This window comes from Micromonospora humi, from assembly GCF_900090105.1.
Taxonomy (GTDB): Bacteria; Actinomycetota; Actinomycetes; order Mycobacteriales; family Micromonosporaceae; genus Micromonospora; species Micromonospora humi.
The window spans coordinates 208,973-229,094 of the sequence record NZ_FMDM01000007.1 but is presented as its reverse complement, the minus strand read 5'-3'; the positions used below and the strand labels follow the sequence as shown (position 1 = coordinate 229,094).

At 73.9% G+C, this 20,122-nt stretch carries 14 protein-coding genes; 6 read left to right on the top strand and 8 right to left on the bottom strand.

Going from position 1 to position 20,122, the window contains the following annotated elements; genetic code table 11:
• Nucleotides 1-41 precede the first annotated feature (41 nt).
• Nucleotides 42-2,459: a putative bifunctional diguanylate cyclase/phosphodiesterase gene (locus GA0070213_RS16015; RefSeq protein ID WP_175441368.1), complete on the bottom strand. Its 2,418-nt coding sequence runs from the start codon at nt 2,457-2,459 to the stop codon at nt 42-44.
• A 128-nt stretch (nt 2,460-2,587) separates the two neighbouring features.
• Here GA0070213_RS16015 and ilvD point away from each other — a divergent pair, with 128 nt between their 5' ends.
• Together ilvD and GA0070213_RS16005 are read left to right on the top strand one after the other, a co-directional pair.
• Nucleotides 2,588-4,435: a dihydroxy-acid dehydratase gene (ilvD, locus tag GA0070213_RS16010; protein ID WP_091063893.1), complete on the top strand. Its 1,848-nt coding sequence runs from the start codon at nt 2,588-2,590 to the stop codon at nt 4,433-4,435.
• A 76-nt stretch (nt 4,436-4,511) separates the two neighbouring features.
• Nucleotides 4,512-5,234: a hypothetical protein gene (locus GA0070213_RS16005; protein WP_091063889.1), complete on the top strand. Its 723-nt coding sequence runs from the start codon at nt 4,512-4,514 to the stop codon at nt 5,232-5,234.
• Here the strand turns inward: GA0070213_RS16005 and GA0070213_RS31540 are convergent.
• From GA0070213_RS31540 to GA0070213_RS15985, 5 genes are all read right to left on the bottom strand, one after another.
• Complete coding sequence (locus GA0070213_RS31540; protein ID WP_175441355.1) at nt 5,231-5,389, bottom strand: hypothetical protein; 159 nt, start codon at nt 5,387-5,389, stop codon at nt 5,231-5,233. The genes GA0070213_RS16005 and GA0070213_RS31540 overlap by 4 nt on opposite strands.
• 90 nt (nt 5,390-5,479) lie before the next feature.
• Nucleotides 5,480-7,924 carry a glycoside hydrolase family 2 protein gene (locus tag GA0070213_RS16000; protein WP_091063886.1) on the bottom strand — a complete coding sequence of 815 codons (2,445 nt, stop codon included), beginning with the start codon at nt 7,922-7,924 and terminating at the stop codon, nt 5,480-5,482.
• Nucleotides 7,921-8,763 (bottom strand): carbohydrate ABC transporter permease, encoded by an 843-nt coding sequence (locus GA0070213_RS15995; RefSeq protein WP_175441367.1) that lies wholly within the window; start codon nt 8,761-8,763, stop codon nt 7,921-7,923. Before GA0070213_RS15995 ends, GA0070213_RS16000 begins: the two co-directional genes overlap by 4 nt.
• 41 nt (nt 8,764-8,804) lie before the next feature.
• Nucleotides 8,805-9,818 (bottom strand): carbohydrate ABC transporter permease, encoded by a 1,014-nt coding sequence (locus tag GA0070213_RS15990; RefSeq protein WP_091063881.1) that lies wholly within the window; start codon nt 9,816-9,818, stop codon nt 8,805-8,807.
• A gap of 82 nt (nt 9,819-9,900) precedes the next feature.
• Entirely contained in the window at nt 9,901-11,184 is a 1,284-nt protein-coding gene (locus GA0070213_RS15985; RefSeq protein ID WP_091063877.1) for an ABC transporter substrate-binding protein, read from the bottom strand.
• Nucleotides 11,185-11,568: 384 nt separating this feature from the next.
• On the opposite strand from GA0070213_RS15985, the gene GA0070213_RS15980 reads away from it, so the two are divergent.
• Nucleotides 11,569-12,588 (top strand): LacI family DNA-binding transcriptional regulator, encoded by a 1,020-nt coding sequence (locus tag GA0070213_RS15980; RefSeq protein WP_091063873.1) that lies wholly within the window; start codon nt 11,569-11,571, stop codon nt 12,586-12,588.
• 18 nt (nt 12,589-12,606) lie between these two features.
• On the opposite strand, the gene GA0070213_RS32215 is transcribed toward GA0070213_RS15980, so the two are convergent.
• The gene (locus GA0070213_RS32215) at nt 12,607-15,228 is read right to left on the bottom strand and encodes a putative bifunctional diguanylate cyclase/phosphodiesterase (protein WP_245716415.1); all 2,622 of its coding nucleotides are present in this window, start codon (nt 15,226-15,228) and stop codon (nt 12,607-12,609) included.
• Nucleotides 15,229-15,518: 290 nt separating this feature from the next.
• Between GA0070213_RS32215 and GA0070213_RS15970 the strand changes: the two genes are divergently transcribed.
• Nucleotides 15,519-15,923: a PH domain-containing protein gene (locus GA0070213_RS15970; protein ID WP_091063870.1), complete on the top strand. Its 405-nt coding sequence runs from the start codon at nt 15,519-15,521 to the stop codon at nt 15,921-15,923.
• Here GA0070213_RS15970 and GA0070213_RS15965 read toward each other — a convergent pair.
• Nucleotides 15,917-16,843, bottom strand: a complete 927-nt coding sequence (locus tag GA0070213_RS15965) for a 2-hydroxyacid dehydrogenase (protein ID WP_091063867.1) — start codon at nt 16,841-16,843, stop codon at nt 15,917-15,919. The genes GA0070213_RS15970 and GA0070213_RS15965 overlap by 7 nt on opposite strands.
• Nucleotides 16,844-16,986: 143 nt before the next feature.
• Here GA0070213_RS15965 and GA0070213_RS15960 point away from each other — a divergent pair, with 143 nt between their 5' ends.
• Both GA0070213_RS15960 and GA0070213_RS15955 read left to right on the top strand, forming a co-directional pair.
• A complete protein-coding gene (locus GA0070213_RS15960) occupies nt 16,987-18,795 on the top strand; it encodes a SpoIIE family protein phosphatase (protein WP_091063864.1) in 1,809 nt (602 codons plus the stop codon).
• A 103-nt stretch (nt 18,796-18,898) separates the two neighbouring features.
• Nucleotides 18,899-20,074 carry a PQQ-dependent sugar dehydrogenase gene (locus GA0070213_RS15955; protein WP_091063860.1) on the top strand — a complete coding sequence of 392 codons (1,176 nt, stop codon included), beginning with the start codon at nt 18,899-18,901 and terminating at the stop codon, nt 20,072-20,074.
• Nucleotides 20,075-20,122 lie beyond the last annotated feature (48 nt).

Genomic DNA, 20,122 nt, shown 5'->3' with positions numbered 1-20,122 from the left:
CTCAGGTAAGTACTCGCAGCGACCGGTTCGACGACATGTGGCTAAGCCTGACGCATCTCACGCGATGAGTCAACTGATCCCACATTCTGGTTCACGGACGTGGGCGTGTCGGCCGCCGGCACCACGTCCGCACCCGGCGCGAGCTGCGGCGACGCGTCAATCGGAGGGCGTGGCGCGGGCGGGTTGTTGCGCAGCCGGGGCAGCAGCGGCGACGGGGTGCGCACCGGCGGGGGCGGCGGCGCGGGCGGGAGCGGCGCCGGCCGGTTGCCGGGCGAGGTGGCCGCCTCCAGCATCGCCTCCAGATGCTCGGCCGGCACCCCCCAGCCGAAGAGCGCGCCCTGGCCGAAGCGGCAGCCGGCGGCCACCACGGCGGCCAGCTCGGTGGGGTTGGTGACACCCTCGGCGATCACCTCCAGCCCGAACTGGTGGCCGAGGCGCATGACGATGTCCACCATCGGCGCGAACGCCGGGCCCTCCCTGCCGACCGGCCGCACCGGCTCGTGCTCGGCTACCAGGCCATGATCGATCTTCAGGATGTCGATCGGCAGCCGGCGCAGCTGCCCCAGCGAGGAGTAGCCGGCGCCGAAGTCGTCCAGCGCGATGCGCACCCCGGTCAGCCGCAACGCGGTCAGCCGCCGGATCAGCTCGTCCAGGTCGGTGGCGACCGCGTGCTCGGTCACCTCCAGCACCAGCCGCTGCGGCGGCACGTGGTGCGCGCGCAGCGCGTCGGCGACCTGGACCACGTATTCCGGGGCGTGCAGCTCGCGCGGCGACACGTTCACCGAGACCCAGACGTCGTGCCCGTCGGCCAACCACCGGGAGAGCTGGTAGCAGGCCTGGTGCAGCACCCACGCGCCGAGCTTGGCGATCATCCCGCACTCCTCGGCGAGCGGGATGAACTCGTCCGGCCGGACGTTGCCCAGCTCCGGGTGGTGCCAACGCAGCAGCGCCTCGGCACCGACCGGCCGAACCGAGGGCAGCGAGGCCACCGGCTGGAAGACCAACCGCAGCTCGTCCCGCTCGATCGCGCCGCGCAACTCGTGCTCCAGCCGGGTCCGCCGGCTCAGCAACTGGTCGTACGTGGCGTCGTAGCGCTCGATCCGGTTCTTGCCGCGCTGCTTGGCGTAGCGCAGCGCCAGGTCGGCGTTGCGCAGCAGCAGCTCGACGTCGTGGTTGCCGTGGCTGCCGGCCACCCCGATGCTGACCGAGAGGAAGACCGGCCCGTCCGCCTCCTCGTACGGGCGCCCGAGCACCCCGAGCAGGCGATCGGCCACCGGGCCGGGCTCGGCCGAGGAGTGCATCAGCACCGCGAACTCGTCGCCGCCCAGCCGGGCGGCGAGATCACCCGGGCGCAGGTTGCCGCGCAGTCGCCGGCCCACCTCGGCCAGCACGGCGTCGCCGACGTCGTGCCCGCGCATGTCGTTGACGTTCTTGAAGCCGTCCAGGTCGAGCCCGAGCAGCACGCAGGGCACGCCGGTCTCGGCGCACCGTTGCAGGGCACGCAGCAGGCCGCGCCGGTTGGCCAGGCCGGTGAGCGGGTCGGTGTGCGCCAGCTCGCGGAAGTGCGCCTCCCGCTCGGCCAGCCGGACGGCGTAGCCCCGGACGTCGTTGAGGGCCAGGTATTGCCGGGCCACCAGCGCGAACCCCTCGACGCTGCCGGCCAGGATGCCGTACCCGTCGAACCGGCCACCCTGGGTGAGGTGGTACATCGCGGAGGCGGCGATGGCGAACATCGGCACGAAGGCGTACTCGCCGTCGCGGCGGATGAGGTCGACGTCGAACCGCGTCGTGTCGGCCCGGCGCCCGGCGACGGCGACGGCCAGCAGGCCGGCGGCGGTCACCGCGGCGCCCGCCGCGAGCATGCCGGGGCCGCCCTGGCAGAGCCCGGCGGACACCCCCAGGCCGCCGACGGGCACCGCGATCGCCCCGGCACCCAGCAGGGCCAGCCAGCCGCGCGGCGGGGCGGCCCGCAGCACCAGGATCAGTGTCAGCCCGGCGATGAGCGCCGCGCTGACGGTGGCCAGCAGGATGGGCAGGCAGCCCACCGGGGTGGCCGCGCCGAGCAGGCGGGTCGGCTCGCTGAACGCCACCCAGCCGACGAACCAGAGCGCGGTGGCCATGATGACGCCGTCGAGGAGCAGCCGGGCGGTGGCGGCCCGGGTCGCGGCCGCGCCGGGCAGCCGGAGCAGCGCGGCGCCGAGGCCGAGCCCGGCCACCGTGACGGACGCCGAGACGAGCATGGCCCAGCCGGTGCGCTGGCCCTGCCGGTGCGCCCAGTGGTCGCCGGCGAGCAGCAGGCCACCGAGGCCGAGGAGGAGGCTGACCAGGGCGGCTCCACCGGCGACGGCGAGCAGCACGTGGGCCTGCCGGCGCCGGCAGGGGCCGCGGCGGGCCGACCCGGCGAGCAGCACGACGGCGCCGGCCGCGGCGAGACCGCTCAGCGCCGTGACGGTGACCATCCCCGGGGACGACTGCACGCGTCAACTCTGCCGGATTCGCGCCCTCCGTGGGGCACCGGGTGTGCAACTGTTGGGACACAGGGTGCACGGCCGGGGACGGCCGGTCCGGCGGTGTAAGACTGGTACCCATGCCTGAGCTGCGGTCGAGGACATCCACCCATGGTCGGACGATGGCCGGCGCCCGGGCCCTCTGGCGGGCCACCGGGATGACCGACGACGACTTCGGCAAGCCGATCGTCGCCATCGCGAACAGTTTCACCCAGTTCGTACCCGGTCACGTCCACCTGAAGGACCTCGGCGGCCTGGTCGCCGACGCGGTGGCCGAGGCCGGCGGCGTCGGGCGGGAGTTCAACACGATCGCCGTCGACGACGGCATCGCCATGGGCCACGGCGGCATGCTCTACTCGCTGCCCAGCCGGGAGCTGATCGCCGACGCGGTGGAATACATGGTCAACGCGCACTGCGCGGACGCCCTGGTCTGCATCTCCAACTGCGACAAGATCACCCCCGGCATGCTGCTCGCCGCGCTGCGGCTGAACATCCCGACCGTGTTCGTCTCCGGCGGCCCGATGGAGGCCGGCAAGACGGTGGCGATCGAGGGCGTCGTCCACTCCAAGATCGACCTGATCGACGCCATGATCGCCTCCTCGAACGAGGCGGTCACCGACGACCAGCTCGGCGAGATCGAGCGCTCCGCGTGCCCGACCTGCGGCTCCTGCTCCGGCATGTTCACCGCCAACTCGATGAACTGCCTCACCGAGGCGATCGGCCTGGCGCTGCCCGGCAACGGGTCCACGCTCGCCACCCACGCCGCGCGCCGGTCACTCTTCGTCGAGGCCGGCCGCACCGCCGTGGAGATCGCCAAGCGTTGGTACGACGAGGACGACGCCTCGGTGCTGCCCCGCGCGATCGCCGGCCGGTCGGCGTTCGAGAACGCGGTCGCCCTCGACGTCGCCATGGGCGGCTCGACGAACACGATCCTGCACCTGCTCGCGGCCGCCCGCGAGGCGGAACTGGACTTCGAGGTGGCCGACATCGACGCCATCTCCCGGCGGGTGCCGTGCCTGGCCAAGGTCGCGCCGAACTCGCCGAACTACCACATGGAGGACGTGCACCGGGCCGGCGGCATCCCGGCCATCCTCGGCGAACTGGACCGCGCCGGCCTGCTCCACCGCGACGTGCGCGCGGTGCACTCCCCCGACCTGGACCGGTGGCTCGCCGACTGGGACGTCCGGGGCGGCAAGGCCACCCCGGAGGCGGTCGAGCTGTTCCACGCCGCGCCCGGCGGAGTGCGCACCACCGAACCGTTCTCCACCACCAACCGCTGGTCGTCGCTGGACACCGACGCGGCCGGCGGCTGCATCCGGGACCGGGCACACGCCTACAGCGCCGACGGCGGGCTGGCGATCCTGCACGGCAACCTCGCGCCGGACGGCTGCGTGGTGAAGACCGCCGGGGTGCCCGAGGAGTGCCTCACCTTCCGCGGGCCGGCGAAGGTCTACGAGTCGCAGGACGACGCGGTGACCGCCATCCTCGCCAAGCAGGTCGTCGCCGGCGACGTGGTGGTGATCCGCTACGAGGGCCCCAAGGGCGGCCCCGGCATGCAGGAGATGCTCTACCCCACCTCGTTCCTCAAGGGTCGCGGCCTGGGCCGCTCCTGCGCGCTGCTCACCGACGGCCGGTTCTCCGGCGGCACCTCCGGCCTGTCCATCGGGCACGCCTCACCGGAGGCCGCCGCCGGCGGGCTGATCGCTCTGGTCCGCGACGGCGACGAGATCGTCATCGACATCCCGGGCCGCTCCATCGAGCTGAACGTGCCGGCCGACGAGCTGACCGCACGGCGGGTGGCCGAGGAGAAGCGCGACCGCCCCTACACCCCCACCGACCGGCAGCGCCCGGTCTCGGCCGCCCTGCGCGCGTACGCCTCGATGGCCACCTCCGCCAGCGACGGCGCCTACCGCCGCGTCCCGGAGTAAGGCGGGGCCCCCGCTTAACGCCTCCGGTATAGGCGGGGCCCCCGCTTAACACCCGCCGCCGGTAAGGTCCGGCGACGTGGAGAAGACGGCGAGTTACGCGCGACTGGTCCGACCGGCGATCGACCGGGTGTACGTGGGCGCCCGCTGGGCGGCCCGATCCCGGATGGAGGCGTTCTACGCCGAACGCGGCTGCGACCTCGGCGCCGAGAACAGCTTCTTCTCCGGCGTGCTGGCCCGGCCGATCCCCGCCGAGGCGCTCGTCGACGGCCTGGTCTACACCGACGGTGACATGAGCCGGGAGCTGAAGCAGGGCATCTTCGTCCGCGACGACGAGGGCGCGTGGCACCTGACCGAGCTGGGCCGGGAGTTGACGCTGTTCGCGCAGCGGGCCACCGGCGAGGCCGCCGAGGAGAAGTGGGCGATGCTGCCCGGGGTGCTGCCCGGCCTGGCCATCGTGCCCCGGCTGGCGGACCTGGTCGGCCGGGTCCTGGCGCACGGGCAGGCCAGCGGCGGGCCGGCGTTCCACGCCATGTCCCCGCCGTACGAGCCGGAGGACGCGTCCCCCGCGCTGCTGCTGGTCACCCGGCTGGGCTCGCTGCGGCACCACCGCGCGGACGCGCACCGGGCCGCCTGGCGTGCCGCCGGGCTGACCGCCGACGGGGTCCGCGCGCTGCCCGAGGGGCCGGAGCGCGCCGCGATCGAGGCCGACACCGACCGCCGCGACGAGCCGGCGTACGCGGTGCTCACCGAGGCCGAACGCTGGGAGTTGCTGGCCGGGCTCGCCGCCCTGCCCAACTAGCCGTCGTCGCCCGGCCCGCCGGCCGGGTCCCTGCCGTCGGCGGGCAGGCCTGCCTCCGCCGGCCACGCCTGCGGGGCGTCCGGGTCCTCGGGCGTCACGTGCTCGGGGTCGGCGCCCCCGGCGTGTTCTTCGGAAAGCTCCACCGGATCAGTCATGCCGTAGCTGATACCCGCCCCGTTCCACCCGAACCGGAGTGTTAACAGGGGCCCCCGCCTATGCAGAATGCGTTAAGCGGGGGCCCCGCCTTACATGTTCACGCAGCGGAGCACGGGGCGGCGCGTCAGCGCCGCGGCGTCGAGCGGAGCCGAGGCGTGCACCGTGAACACCGCGCTCTCGCCCGGCAGCAGCGTCACCAGCGCCGCGTCGACCTGCGCGGACGGGTCCAGCCGGTCGGGGAAGAGTGTCAGGTCGCGCAGCACCGTGCGCGCCGTCACCCGCACCCGCTGGCCGCCGTCGGCCGGCTCGACCGTCGCGTCCCACTCCGCCGCCGGCCACTCGATGTCGCGGTCCTCGGCGAAGAACCACAGCGCCCGCTCCGCGGTGTCGCCGGCCTCCGCGACCAGCAGCTCCCGCCGGGCCTCGTCCGGGCGCGCCAGCTCCGCCGGCAGCGCCAGCACCACCGAGGAGTACGCCGGGACGTCGAGGTCGACCGAGGTCTTCGCCCTCGGCTCCCCGGCGAGGGTGAGCCGGGTGACGGTGGACGGCGCGGTCCACGCCTCGGCGGTCTCGTTCACCGCGACCAGCGCCAGCCCACCGTCGCGCGGCTGCACGGTGAGCAGCCGGTCGGCGTAGGCGCGGCGCAGCGCGTACCACAGGGGTTTGCGCCGGCCGTCGCCGTCGACCGCGGCCCAGGAGGTGACCGGCCAGCAGTCGTTGAGCTGCCAGACGATGGTGCCGGTGCAGACCGGCCGGTGCGAGCGGAAGTGCTCGACGCCGAGCTGGATGGCGCGGGCCTGGTTGAGCTGCGTGTAGTAGTGCCAGTCGTCGAAATCGGCGGGTGGCGGCAGGTGGGCGTCGAGCCCGCGCTGGAGTTTGCGGTCCCCGTCCATCGCCTTCTGGTGGTGGGCCATGCCGGGCGAGTCGTGCGCCAGCGGTTCGTCCGAGATGGACCGGCGCAGCGTCGCGTACGCGGGTGGCGCCTGGTAGCCGAACTCGGCGACGAAGCGGGGCACGTACTCCCGGTACTTCGTGTAGTCGTCGTCGTTCCAGACGTCCCAGATGTGCATGGTGCCGTGCGCCGGGTCGTTGGGGTGGAGGTCCTCGCGGCCGGACCACGGGCTGCCCGGCCAGTAGGGCACGGTCGGGTCGAGTTCACCGACGGTCGCGGGCAGCAGGTCCAGGTAGTAGCCGCGCCCCCAGGTGCGGCCGGCGAGCGGCTCCTGCCAGTCCCAGTCGTGCCAGCCCCAGATGTTCTCGTTGTTGCCGGTCCAGAGCACCAGCGACGGGTGGCCGGCGAGGCGGGTCACCTGTTCGCGCGCCTCGGCCTCGACCTCGGTGCGGAACGGCTCCTCCTCCGGGTAGGCCGCGCAGGCGAACAGGAAGTCCTGCTGCACCAGCAGCCCCAGCTCGTCGGCCAGCTCGTAGAAGTCGTCCGACTCGTAGCGGCCGCCGCCCCAGATCCGCAGCAGGTTGATGTTCGCCCCGACCGCCTGGCCGAACCGTTCGGCGAGGCGGGCCCGGGTGACCCGGTTGGGAAACGCGTCGTCGGGGATCCAGTTGACCCCCTTGACGAAGATCGGCACGTCGTTGACGTGCAGCGTGAACGGGGTGCCGTGGGCGTCGGGCGTGGTGTCGAGGCGGACCGAGCGGAACCCGATCCGGCGGGCGGCGGCGTCCAGTTCCCGCCCGTCGGCGGCGTGCAGGGTGACGTCGAGGTCGTGCAGCGGCTGTTCGCCGTAGCCGACCGGCCACCACAGCGCCGGGTCGGGCACGGTGAGCGTGAGCACGGCGGCCCGCTCCCCCGCCGGCACGGTGACGTCGGCGGCGACCCCGGCGACCGTGGCGCGTACGGTCAGCGGCTCGTCGCCGGCCCGCTCCACGGCCACGTGCAGCTCCACCCGGCCGACGCCGTCGGTCGCGGTGACCAGCGGTCGGACCGACGCGAGCCGGGCGGTGGACCAGGCGTGCAGGCCGATCCGCTGCCAGATGCCGGCGGTGACCACCGTCGGTCCCCAGTCCCAGCCGAAGTTGCAGGCGGTCTTGCGGATGAAGTGGAACGGCTCCGGGTACGCGTTGGGCCGGTCGCCGAGCCGGTCCCGGTGCGCCTCCGCGTAGCGGTAGGGCGAGTCGAAGCGTACGGCCAGGGTGTTCTCGCCCGGCAGCAACAGCGACCGGACGTCGAACCGGTACCCCCGGTGCTGGTTCTCGGTGCGGCCCACCTCGACGCCGTTGAGGGTGATGGTGGCGACCGTGTCCAGGCCGGCGCAGGCCAGGTCCACCCGGTCGTCGCCGTCGCCGGGTCGCCAGTCGAACGTGGTCCGGTAGACCCAGTCGGTGCGACCGATCCAGGTGAGCCGGTTCTCGTTGTCGTCGAGGTACGGGTCGGGGATGAGGCCGGCGGCGAGCAGGTCGGTGTGCACGCAACCGGGCACGGTCGCCGGCACCTCGATCCCGGCGATCTCCGGCGGCACCTGCGGGCCGGGCTCGGCCCGCAGCGTCCAACCCTCGTGCAGCAGCGTGGAACGGCTCACGACTTCACCGCGCCTTCCATGATTCCGCGGACGATCTGGCGTCCACCGATGAACAGCATGAGCAGCAGGGGGATGGTGGCGATGAACGCGCCGGCCAGCACCCGCCGGTAGATCACGTAGTTGCCGCTGGCCAGGTCGGAGACCGCGACCATGGAGGTGGGGAAGTCGGTGCCGCTCAGCGTGATCAGCGGCCACTGGAACTCGTTCCAGGTGGACACGAACGTGAGCAGGCCGAGTACCGCGAGGGCCGGGCGGATCGCGGGCAGCACGATGGTGGCGTACACCCGCATGGTCGTGGCGCCGTCGACCCGGGCCGACTCGACCAGCTCGTCCGGGACGGTGTTCACGATGAACTGCCGCATGTAGAACACGCCGAACGCGGTGACCAGGCCGGGTGCGATGACCGCGAGCAGGGTCCCGTTCCAGCCGAGCTTGCCCATCACGATGTAGAGCGCGACGATGCCGAGCTGGTTGGGCACGGTGAGCGTGAGCACCACGAAGACCATCAGCGCGTTGCTGCCCTTGAACCGCAGCTTGGCGAACGCGAAGCCGGCCAGCGAGCAGAAGAACAGCACCGAGGCGGTCACCACTGTCGACACGATCACGCTGTTGACCAGCGAGGCGGCGAAGTAGACGTCCTGGAGGGAGAAGACCTCGTCGACGTTGGTCAGGAACCGGTCGCCCGGGATGATCGCCGGCGGGAGCTTCGCCAGCGCCTCGTCGTTGCTGGTGGCGATGACGAACATCCAGTAGAGCGGGAACGCGGCGAACAGCATGCTGACCGCGAGCAGCAGGTAGGTCCAGAGCCCGGCCGGGGTGTCCTGCGGGGCCCGGGCCATCGGGCGTCGCTTGCGCCGGGCGGGCGGGGCGGCGATGGCGCTCATTTGCGGCCTCCGGACAGTCGGTTCGTCAGCACGTAGTTCAGGCCGGCGACGACCAGGATGATCAGGAACAGGGCCCAGGACATGGCGGCGGCGTAGCCGAGGTTGAGGTCCTTCCAGCCGACCTTGTAGATGAGCTGGGCGATGGTCTGCCACTCGCCGTTCGGTCCGCCGGTGGCGGCCTGGGCGTTGGGGTCGAAGAGCATCGGCTCGGTGAACAGCTGCAACCCGCCGATGGTGGAGAGGATCACGGTGAACAGCACCACCGGCTGGATCATCGGCACGGTGATGCGCCAGAGCTGCTTCCACTGGCCGGCGCCGTCGATCGCGGCCGCCTCGTAGACGTCGCGCGGGATGGACTGCATGGCGGCCAGGTAGAGCAGCGCGTTGTAGCCGATCCACTTCCAGTTGACCATGGTGGCGATGGCGATCCAGGCGTGCATCTTGTCGGCCCGCCAGTCGATCGGGTCGTCCGCGCCGCCGATGCCGAACAGGCCGAGCACCCAGTTGGCCATGCCGAAGTCGCGGGAGAAGAAGACGCTGAACACCATGGTCGAGGCCACGATCGGCGTCACGTAGGGCAGCAGCACGCCGACCCGCCACCAGGTCTGCGCGCGCAGTTGCCGGTTGAGCAGCGAGGCGACCAGCAGGGCGAGCAGCAGCTGCGGCACGGTGGAGAGCAGGAAGATGCCGAAGGTGTTGTAGAGCGCGTTCCAGAAGTCCTCGTCGGCGACGAGCCGGCTGAAGTTCTCGACGCCCGCCCAGTAGGGCAGCGTCGGGTCGTCGAGCCGGTAGTTGCGCAGCGAGACCACCGCGTTGAACAGCAGCGGGAAGAGCCCGAACACGAGGAAGAGCAGGAAGAACGGCGCGATCATGAGGTACGGCATGTAGCGCATGTCGAAGCGGTACAGCCGGTTGCGCCAGGTCAGCCGCCGTTCGTCGGCCCCGGAACGGCCGCGCTCCGGCGCGGGTCGGCGGCTCGGCGGCGCGGGCGCGGCACGGGTGCTGGACATCGGTTCACTCCAGAGCCGAGGAGGGTGGGCGGGTACGGCGGTGCCGGAGCGGTTCGGGTCCCGCTCCGGCACCTGGGGTGCGTCAGGACTTGGCGGCCTTGTCGGCCTCCTTGACCGCCTCGTTCCAGGCGGCGTCCGGCTTCAGCGACTTGTTCTCCACCCGCCGGATCACGTTCTCCACGGCGACGCGGGTGGGGCCGTTCTTCTTGCCCAGGTACTGCGGGGTGAGGCCCTGCGCCATCTTCGGGAAGATCTGGCCGACCGGGGCGTTGTTGAAGAACGGGTTCTTGAAGTCGGCGATGGCCGGGTCGGCGTAGAGCGCCGGCTGGGACGGCAGGTTGCCGACCTTCTTGAAGATCTCGATCTGCTGCTCCGGCGCCACCAGCCACTCCAGCAGCTTGTACGCCTCGTCGACGTTCTTGCCCTGCTTGGGGATGGTCAGGAACGAGCCGCCCCAGTTGCCGCCGCCGCCGGGAACCGCGGCGATGTCCCACTTGCCCTGGGTGCCGGGCGCGGTGTCCTTGATGTGGCCGAGCATCCAGGCCGGGCAGGCGAGCACGGCGAACGCGCCGCTGGTGAAGCCCTTGTCCCAGTCGGCCTGGAAGCTGATCAGGTTGGCGGACAACCCCTCGTCGACGGCCTTGACCGTGTAGTCGAAGGCGACCTTCGGGCCCTGCTGCATCTGGAGCTTTTCCTGGTCGTCGTAGAAGCCGACCTGCTGCTGCCCGAGGATCGGGTTGAACAGGTTGGTGCCGGCGTCGATGAACTTCTTCTTGGTCTTGCCGGTGTACTGCTGGCCGACCTCGAGGAACTTGTCCCAGGTGGGCCAGAGCGCGGAGACCTGGTCGCGCTCGGTGGGCAGGCCGGCGGCCTTGAACAGGTCGGTGCGGTAGCACATGGCCAGGCCACCGACGTCGGTGCCGAGGCCGATCTGCGTCTTGCCGTCGGCCGACAGCGACTGCTTCCACTTCCAGGGCAGGTACTTGCTCTCGTAGGAGCCGGCGCCCTTGTCGAGCAGGTTGACGAACTTGTCGGACTGGCTGCGGAACTGGACCATGAAGCCCTCGTCGATCGCCGCGATGTCCGGCGCGCCGTTGCCGGCGACGAGCTTCTTCTGCAGGTCCTCGTGCTGGGCGTTGTACTCGCCCGAGTTGAGCTGGATCTTGACGTTCTTGTGCTCGGCCTCGTACTTCGTCTTGAGGTCCTGCAGGCCGAAGTCGCCCCAGAAATTGATCTTCAATGTGACCTGACCGTCGGCCGCGTCCGAGCCGCCGGTGGTGCTTCTGCCGCTGCAGGCGGCGATCATGACCAGGCTGACGGCACCGACGGCGGCCGTGCGCGCCCAGTGCGTCCAGGACCGTTTCATGTCATCCTCCGCGCCGAATGGGAACGCTCCCGAGATCGAGAGACGTTGACTGAACCGGATAAGTGAGGCCACCGTACGGTTCACCCCCTGCACTGTCAACGGCCGGTTAACAGCGAGGCCGTCCGGTAACCTCGGAACACCTCTGGGAGCGCGACCATGCGTGGTGGAGCGCTTTCCTGAGCAGAATCGGGAGCGGGCGGGCACTGGACAGGAACCGGGTTCCCCGTACGCTGAACCGCACCAGTGACGAACTGTGCGGTTCAGTTCCTCCGCACCCGCCGCGCCGACCGCGCGGCGGGGCGGGTGCAGTAGCGTCACTCACCGCCGACACCCCGGCGGCCGAGCAGCGCCCGCGAGGGCCGGACACAGTGGAGGAACCCTTCGGTGAAGCGGCCGACCATCGCCGACGTCGCCCGGCGCGCCGGGGTCTCCAAGGGCGCGGTGTCGTACGCGCTGAACGGACAACCCGGCGTCTCCGAGGCGACCCGCCAGCGCATCCTCGCGATCGCCGCCGAGATCGGGTTCAGCCCGAGCAGCGCCGCCCGGGCGCTCTCCGGCGCCACCGCCAAGGCGGTCGGGCTGGCGCTGTGCCGGCCCGCCCGGATACTGGGCATCGAGCCGTTCTTCATGGAGCTGATCAGCGGCGTCGAGTCCGAGCTGTCGGCCCGCTCGTACGCGCTGACCCTCCAGGTGGTCACCGACCAGGAGGCCGAGATCGCGGTCTACCGACGCTGGTGGGCCGAGCGCCGGGTAGACGGCGTCTTCGTCTGCGACCTGCGCACCGACGACCGGCGGGTGCCCGCGCTGGAGGAACTGCAACTGCCCGCGGTGGTCATCGGCGGTCCCGGGCACACCGGCGGCCTGGCCAGCGTCTGGTCCGACGACGCGGCGGCCCTGGTCGAGACGGTGGAGTACCTGGTCGCGCTCGGGCACCGGCGGATCGCCCGGGTCGGCGGGCTGCCCTCGCTGCTGCACACCGAGATCCGCACCGACGCGTTCACCGACGTGTGCCGGCGACTCGGGCTGGACGAGGCGAGCACGGTCTGGTCCGACTACACCGGCGAGGAGGGGGCGCGGGCCACCCGCCGGCTGCTCAGCTCCGCCCGGCGGCCGACCGCGGTGATCTACGACAACGACGTGATGGCGATCGCCGGTCTCTCGGTGGCCCAGGAGATGGGGCTCGCCGTCCCCGGCGACCTGTCCATCGTGGCGTGGGACGACTCGCCGCTCTGCCAGCTCGTGCACCCGCCGCTGACCGCGCTGGGCCGGGACATCCCGGCGTACGGCGCACACGCCGCCCGGCAACTCCTCGCGGTGATCGCCGGCGAGGAGGTGACCGGCGTGCAGGACGAGACCGCCCACCTCACGCCGCGGGGCAGCACCGCCCCGCCACGGGTCAACTGAACCGGTTAAGGCACCGACTCACCTCGACGCCGAGGGGAACTCCTCGAACCACGCCTCGACCCGCTCCGCGGTCGCCGGCCGGGCCAGCGCGAAGCCCTGCCCGTACCGGCAGCCGGCCCGCCGCGCCCCGGCCACCTGACCGTCCGACTCCAGCCCCTCCACCACCACCTCCACGCCCAGCCGGTCGCCCAGGTTCGCCACCACGTCGATCAGCGGGCGTTGCCCGTCGGCGCCGGGCGCCACCAGGTTCGGGCCCACCTTGAGCAGATCGATCGGCAACCGGCGGAGCTGGGCGAGGGAGGCGTGCTCGGCCCGGAAGTCGTCCAGCGCGGTCCGGACGCCGAGCGACCGCAGGCCGGCGAGGCGAGCCACCACGGTGGACAGCTCCGCCCCGACCGCCGGCTCGGCCACCTCCACCACCAGCCGCTCCGGCGGCACGTCGTACGCCGCCAGCGCGGTCGCGGTCCGCGCCACGAAGTCCTTCGCGGTCAGCTCCCGCGGGGTGACGTTGACCGCCATCCACAGCTCGCGGCCCCCTTCCGACCAGGCGGCGAGCTGCCGGCAGGCCCGGTCCACCACCCACCACCCGACCTCCCCCAGCAGATCGAGGTCGGTCGCCACCGGCAGCAGTTCCGCCGGCAGCACCGTGCCCAGCACCGGGCTGCGCCAGCGCAGCAGCGCCTCGGTGCCCGCCGGCATCCGGTCGGCCAGCGCCACCACCGGCTGGTAGACGAGATCCAGCTCGCCGCGCGCCACCGCGCCGGGCAACTCCCGCTCCAGGTCGAGCCGGCGGACCAGTTGCTCCTCCAGGTAGGCGTCGTACCACTCGACCCGGTCCCGGCCGAGCTGCACCGCCCGCCGCCGGGCCAGGTCGGCCTGGCGCAGCACGTCCTCCGGATCACCACCGGTGGTCTCGGCCAGCCCGATGCTCACCCGGAGCCGGGTCACCCCGCCCGGCCGGGGGTACGGCTCGGCCAGCGCCGCCAGCAACCGGATGCCCAGTGCGTACGCGGGCACCGGCCCGACGTCGGTGAGCACCGCGTACCCGGTGTCGTTGAACCGGGCGACCAGGTCGTGCGGCCCGCAGCCGACACGCAGCCGCCGCTGCACCTCGGCCGGCACCGGCCCGTCCGGTGCCGTCGCGTCGTCGCCGTGCAGGTCCACCACGAGCAGCGCGCCGCCGCTGCGCAGGGGCAGCGCCCGGACCAGTTCGGCCCGGGTCAGCGGCGCCGGCTCACCGGTCTCGCCGTCCGCGCCGACGACGCGCCGCAACCACGCCTCGCTGGCGACCAGCCGCTCGACCCGGCGACGCTGGTCGGCGGCGGCGAGCAGCTCCCCCACCATGATCGGCGGGATGACCGACAGCCCGAGGGCCATCGCCGCCGGGCTGAACTCCCCCGCCGTACCCAGATGCACCCCGGCGGCCACGGCGGCGATCCCGGCGGGCGCGGTGAGACGCGGCCAGGCGGCCGGCGCGGCGCCGTGGTGCGGTCGCTCCCCGGCCGAGGTACGCCGCGCGCCGGCCGCGGTGAGCAGCGCACCGGCCAGCACCGGCGGCGCGACGGCCGACAGCGCCCGATCCGGTGCGTGGTAGGACAGCAGCACCACGAGCAACGCCAACCCGCCCAGCGTGAGGCCGGCCCCGGCGTGGCAGCGCGCCGCTCCCGGCCGCCGGTGGCGCTCGGCGAGCGCCGCCATCGTGAGCACGGCCAGCGTCACCGCCCCGCCCACGCTGGCGATCAGCGCGGCCGGTGGCACCGGGCCGGCGGGCAGCAGCATCCAGCCGGCGAAGACCAGGCTGACGCCGAGCGCGAGCACGTCGACGGTGCGGCGCAGCCGCTCCCGCCCGGGCAGCCGGGACCGGCCGGGCAGGCGGAGCAGGGCCGCGGCGTGCAGTGACCCGGCCAGGCCCAGCCCGCCCAGCGCGACCGGCAGCCGGTGCGCCGGATCGCTGAGCGGCAACACCGCGACGGTGAGGCCGGCGACCAGGACTGCGCCGTCGAGGATCGCGGCGACCCGGCGGGACAACGCCACCCGCCGGGCCTGCCGCCCGGTCGCGCCCCCACCCGCCCGGTCGGGCGGCGCGTCCGGCGCACGGCGGCCCGGCCCGGAACCGGCGCGAGGCGTCGGGGAGGGCGCCGGGCGCCCCGAGGGCGGGCGGGGCGTCGACGACGACGCCGGGCGCTCCGGGGCCGCCCCGGCGCACTCCGGGGCCGAGACGGCGTGCGGCGTAGGGGCGGGCGCGGACCGCTCCGCGGCTGGGGCGGCGTGCGGCGTCGGGGCGGACCGCCCCGGGGCCGGGGCGGCGTGCGGCGTCGGGGCGGACCGCCCCGGGGCCGGGGCGGCGTGCGGCGTCGGGGCGGACCGCTCCGCGGCCGGGGCGGCGTGCGGCGTCGGGGCGGACCGCTCCGCGGCCGGGGCGGCGTGCGGCGTCGGGGACGGCGCGGGTGGGACGCCGGCCAGCCAGGCGAGCCGGACGCAGGCGAGGGCGCAGCCACCGGCGACGGCGAGCGCTGCGGCAGCGGGGCCGGGCACGAGCCCGGCGACGCCGGCCAGCAGGAAGAGCGCGCCGGCGAGCGAGACGGCGAGGTCGGGCGGTGCGAGCCACCGGCGGGGACCGGTGGGAGGGGTGACGGGCACGGCGGTCGCCTTCGTGAGGGGGCACGGGGCGTTGCGGTTGCGGCGCGGGGTCGTCGGTGCGTCACGGTCGCATCGGCGGGGATCGCTGCGGCCATGCCTAAGAACGATCCCGGAAGCAACCGGTTACGCAACACGACTAGTGACGTGCGTCACACACCCCTCCCCGGAGACGCCGTCCGGTACCCACGATCTCGGGATTCCGCTGCCCGAGCCCGGCAGCGACGACACGGGCGACCCGACCGGGGTCGCCCGGAGGGGAGCTTGACCAGGCCGGATGCGATCATCGGAGGGTGAGCCGCGCCGACACCGTCCGTTTCCGCCACAACCAGGCCATCCTCGCCGCCGCGATCGTCGCCTTCATCGGCGCGCTACCGCTGGCCACCGCCCGCTGGTGGCTCCTCTGGGTGCTGCTCGTCCCGCTCGCGGTCGGGGTCTGGACCTGGCGGGCCGGCACCGACGCCGATCCCCGGGAACTGCGGCTGCGCGCGCTCGCCGGGCAGCGCCGGGTGCCCTGGACCCGGGTGGTGGAGCTGGGCGGTGATCCCCGCGGCCGGGCGGTCGCCCGGCTCGACGACGGTCAGGTGCTGGCACTGCCGGCGGTACGCGCCACCGACCTGCCCCGGCTGGTCGCCGCCACCGGGCAGGATCTGCCCGGGTACGGCACCGGTCCGGCGCGGCCCGACGAGGGTCAGTAGCCGTCGGTCACCCGGTTCGCCAGCTCCTCGCCGGCCACGAAGCGGCGCAGCTGCTCCCCCACCAGCCGGTACGCGCGCGGCAGCAGGCCGCGTACCGAGCCGGCGACGTGCGGCGTGAGCAGCACGTTCGGCAGCCCCCACAGGGGATGGTCGGCCGGCAGCGGCTCCGGGTCGGTGACGTCCAGCGCGGCTCGCAGCCGCCCCGACTCCAGCTCGGCGACCAGTGCCGGGGTGCGGGCCACCGGCCCCCGCGCGGCGTTCACCAGCAGCGCGCCGTCCGGCATCGCGGCGAGGAAACGCTCGTCGACCAGGCCCCGGGTCTGCTCGGTGAGCGGCACCAGCAGCACCACCACGTCCGCCGCCGGCAGCAGCGCCGGCAGCTCCGCCACCCCGTGCACCCCCTCGCCCGGGCGCGGCGTGCGGGCGACCAGGGTGAAGCTCACCTCGAACGGGGCGAGCCGGGCCCGCACCGCCGCGCCGATCGACCCGGCGCCGACGATCAGCACCCGCTTCCCGGCCAGCTCGTCGGTCGGCGCGACCTCGTCGTACGCCCACTCCCGGCGGGCCTGGGCGCGGGCCAGCGGCGCGAACCCGCGCAGCGCCGACAGGATCGCGGCGACCACCCACTCGGCGGTGGCCGAGTCGTGCACGCCCCGGGCGTCGCAGAGCGTCACGCCCGCCGGGACGCGTCCCGCCCACGCGTCCGCGCCGGCGGAGAGGAGCTGCACCACCTCGATGTCCGGCAGCTCGGCCAGGAGCGCGCCGGCATCCGGGCCGGACAGGAACGGCGGCACCCAGAACCGCACCCCGGTCGGGTCGGACGGGAGCCGGGCCGGGTCCGCCAGCAGCTCCACGGTGACGTCGGGGGGAAGCTCGCCGAGGAGCCGGCGGCCGGCGGAGTGCGGGATCCATGCCTTCACGACCGCCGACGATATCCGTACCCGCAGGTCGGCGGCGCGTCGACCGTGACGAACGCCCCGCCGCGGGTCGGACACACGTGCGACAGGGTTTAATCGGGAGCGGGACGCCGGCCGGCGTCCGCCGGTGCTGAGGACGGGTGGCGATGAGCGAGGACGACCCGGAGCGGAAGGCGGCGCCGATCCCGGCGCTGACCGATCCCGACCGGCTGCGCTCCCTCGACGAGACCCGCCTCGACGCGGTGCCGGACGAGGCGTTCGACCGGTTCGCGCGCCTGGTCAGTGACCTGCTCGACGTGCCGGTCGCGCTGGTCTCCCTGGTCGACGCGGACCGCCAGTTCTTCCCCGGCGAGACCGGGCTGCCGCAGCCCTGGGCGGGCCGCCGGGAGACCCCGCTCAGCCACTCGTTCTGCCAGCACGTCGTCGACATCGAGGCACCGATGGTGCTGCCCGACGCCCGGCTCTACCCCCGGGTGCGGCTGAACCTCGCCATCGAGGACCTGGGCGTGGTGGCGTACGCCGGAATGCCGCTGACCGACCTGGACGGGCGGGTGCTCGGCTCGCTCTGCGCGATCGACAGCAAGCCCCGCGCCTGGACCAGGGAACAGCTGCGGACGCTCGCCGACCTGGCCGCCGCCTGCTCCTCGGAGCTGCGGCTGCGGATCGCGGTACGCAGCGCCGAGCAGGCCCGCCGCCGTGCCGAGGAGGCGCACGACCGGCTCGCCATGCTGGCCGGGATGAGCGAGATGCTCGGCGGCACGCTCGACGTGAGCACCGCTGTCGACCGCCTCGCCCACGCCATGGTGCCGTTGCTCGCCGACTGGTGCCTGATCACGCTGGTCGACCCGGCCGGCCGGCCGCGCGGGGTCTCCGGCGCGCACCGGGACCCCGAACGCGACGCCGACCTGGCGCGCTTCGCCCAACTGCTGGTCACCGGGCTCGGCCCGGAGTCGCTGATCCGGTCGGTGCTGCGCACCGGGCGGCCGGTGATGCGTGGCGCCGCCGGGATCGAGGACGTCGCGCGCGGCACCACCCGCCCGGATCTGGTGCCGCTGGCGGACCGCCTCGGCATCAGCTCCCACCTGACCGTGCCGATCACCGCCGCCGTCGGCGACCGGGTGATCGGCGCGGTCACGCTCGTCAACCGGCCCGGCCGCCGTGGCTTCGACGCGAGCGACCTGCGGACCGCGCAGGACATCGGCGTACGGGCCGGCCAGGCGGTCGGCAACAGCCGGCTCTACGGCGAGCAGCGGCACGTCGCGGAGGTGCTCCAGCACAGCATGCTGCCGGCGCTGCCGGCGGTCCCCGGGATCGAGTTGGCCGCCCGGTACCTGCCGGCCGCGGACCGGGTCGAGGTCGGCGGCGACTGGTACGACGCCTTCGTCCAGCCCGACGGCGAGCTGGTCGCCGCGATCGGTGACGTCGCCGGGCACGACATCGAGGCCGCGGCCACCATGGGCCAGCTGCGCAACCTGGTCCGCGGCAACGCGTACGGGCGGGACGACCCGGTCGAGGAGCTGGTGGCGAACCTCGACCGGGCCATCGGCGGGCTGCGGGTGCCCACGGTCGCCACCGCCGTGCTGGCCCGGGTCCGCCCGGACGACGGCGGGCTGCGGGTGCACTGGTGCAACGCCGGGCACCCACCGCCGTTGCTGCTCCGCGCCGACGGCACGGTGGCGGTGGCGCGGGGACGGGGCCCGCTGCTCGGCCTGACCCGCACGCCCCGGCGCACCGGCCGGACGCTGACCCTCGCCCCGGGCGACACGCTGCTGCTGCACACCGACGGGCTGATCGAACGCCGGGACCAGCCGATCGACGAGGGCCAGGCGGAGCTGCTGGAGCGGATCGCCGCGGCCGGGCCCGCCGTCCCGCTGGCCGCCCTCTGCGACCGGCTGCTCACCGCCGCGGACCGCCGGGAGGACGACGTCGCCGTGCTCGCCCTGCGCGCCGGCTGAACGCGCCGCACCCCGACACATCCGGCTCGCCGCTCCGTCCGGCTGAACGCGCCGCACCGCCGAGCCGGCCGGTTCGCCGTCGTGTCCGGCTAGGCTGGGCCGGGTGAGCCCGCGTCTGTCGTACCCCCGCGCCCGCCGCCTCCGGACGGCGCTGGCGGCGTCCTGCGCGGCGCTGCTGCTGGGCACCGCCGGCTGCGCCCTCGGCGAGCCCGAGCCGGACCCGGCCGGCGAGCCGCCCAACCTGCCGTCGCCGTCGAACACGGCCAGCCCCGGCGGGGCCGGTCAACAGGTGGTGGCCACGGTGCTGGCGAAGGGTCTGGAGGTGCCGTGGGCCATCGCGTTCCTGCCCGACGGCGCGGCACTGGTCACCGAGCGGGACAGCGGGCGGATCCTCCAGGTCGGCCCGGAGTCCGGGGCGGACGGGCTCGCGGTGCGACCGGTGCAGACGGTGCCGGGCGTGGCGTCCGGCGGCGAGGGCGGCCTGCTCGGCATCGCCGTCTCCCCGGCCTACGCGCGCGACCGCACGGTCTTCGTCTACTACACCGCCCAGGACGACAACCGGGTCGCGAAGCTGCGGCTCGGCCAGACTCCGACACCGATCCTGACCGGCATCCCCCGGGCCGGCAACCACGACGGCGGCGGATTGGGCTTCGGCCCGGACGGTTTCCTCTACGTGAGCACCGGCGACGCCGGGCAGACCGCGAACGCGCAGGACCCGAAGAGCCTCGGCGGCAAGATCCTGCGGATCACACCGGACGGCAAGCCGGCACCGGGCAACCCGACCGCCGGTTCCCCGGTGTGGTCGTCGGGGCACCGCAACGTGCAGGGCTTCGCCTGGACGCCGCAGAAGCGGATGTACGCCGTGGAGTTCGGCCAGAACACCTGGGACGAGATCAACCAGATCAACCAGGGCGGCAACTACGGTTGGCCGCAGGTCGAGGGGCGCGGCGACGACAAGCGCTACGTGAACCCGATCGTGCAGTGGCGCACCTCCGACGCCTCCTGCTCCGGTCTGGCGGCGGTGGACCGGCTGCTGGTCACCGCCTGCCTGCGCGGGCAGCGGCTGTGGCTGGTCGAGCTGGCCGGCAACGGGACCGTCCTCGGCCAGCCGCGCGAGCTGCTCACCGGCCGCTACGGTCGGCTGCGCGCCGCCGCCGTGGCGCCGGACGGCTCGATCTGGGTGAGCACCTCGAACCGGGACGGCCGGGGCAAGCCGGCCGCCGAGGACGACCGGATCCTGCGGCTGGTCTTCGCGGACGGCGGCGCCGGCCGGAGCTGATCCACTTCCGGCGGGTTTGCCAAGATCACACACTGGGCAGGTCAGAAT

What these genes read in the sequence shown, in the direction of transcription:
- GA0070213_RS16015 (WP_175441368.1), bottom strand. Translation starts at nt 2,459, where the DNA reads ATGGTCACCGTCACGGCGCTGAGCGGTCTCGCCGCGGCCGGCGCCGTC.
- ilvD (WP_091063893.1), top strand. Translation starts at nt 2,588, where the DNA reads ATGCCTGAGCTGCGGTCGAGGACATCCACCCATGGTCGGACGATGGCC.
- GA0070213_RS31540 (WP_175441355.1), bottom strand. Translation starts at nt 5,389, where the DNA reads ATGACTGATCCGGTGGAGCTTTCCGAAGAACACGCCGGGGGCGCCGAC.
- GA0070213_RS15995 (WP_175441367.1), bottom strand. Translation starts at nt 8,763, where the DNA reads ATGGCCCGGGCCCCGCAGGACACCCCGGCCGGGCTCTGGACCTACCTG.
- GA0070213_RS15990 (WP_091063881.1), bottom strand. Translation starts at nt 9,818, where the DNA reads ATGTCCAGCACCCGTGCCGCGCCCGCGCCGCCGAGCCGCCGACCCGCG.
- GA0070213_RS15985 (WP_091063877.1), bottom strand. Translation starts at nt 11,184, where the DNA reads ATGAAACGGTCCTGGACGCACTGGGCGCGCACGGCCGCCGTCGGTGCC.
- GA0070213_RS15960 (WP_091063864.1), top strand. Translation starts at nt 16,987, where the DNA reads ATGAGCGAGGACGACCCGGAGCGGAAGGCGGCGCCGATCCCGGCGCTG.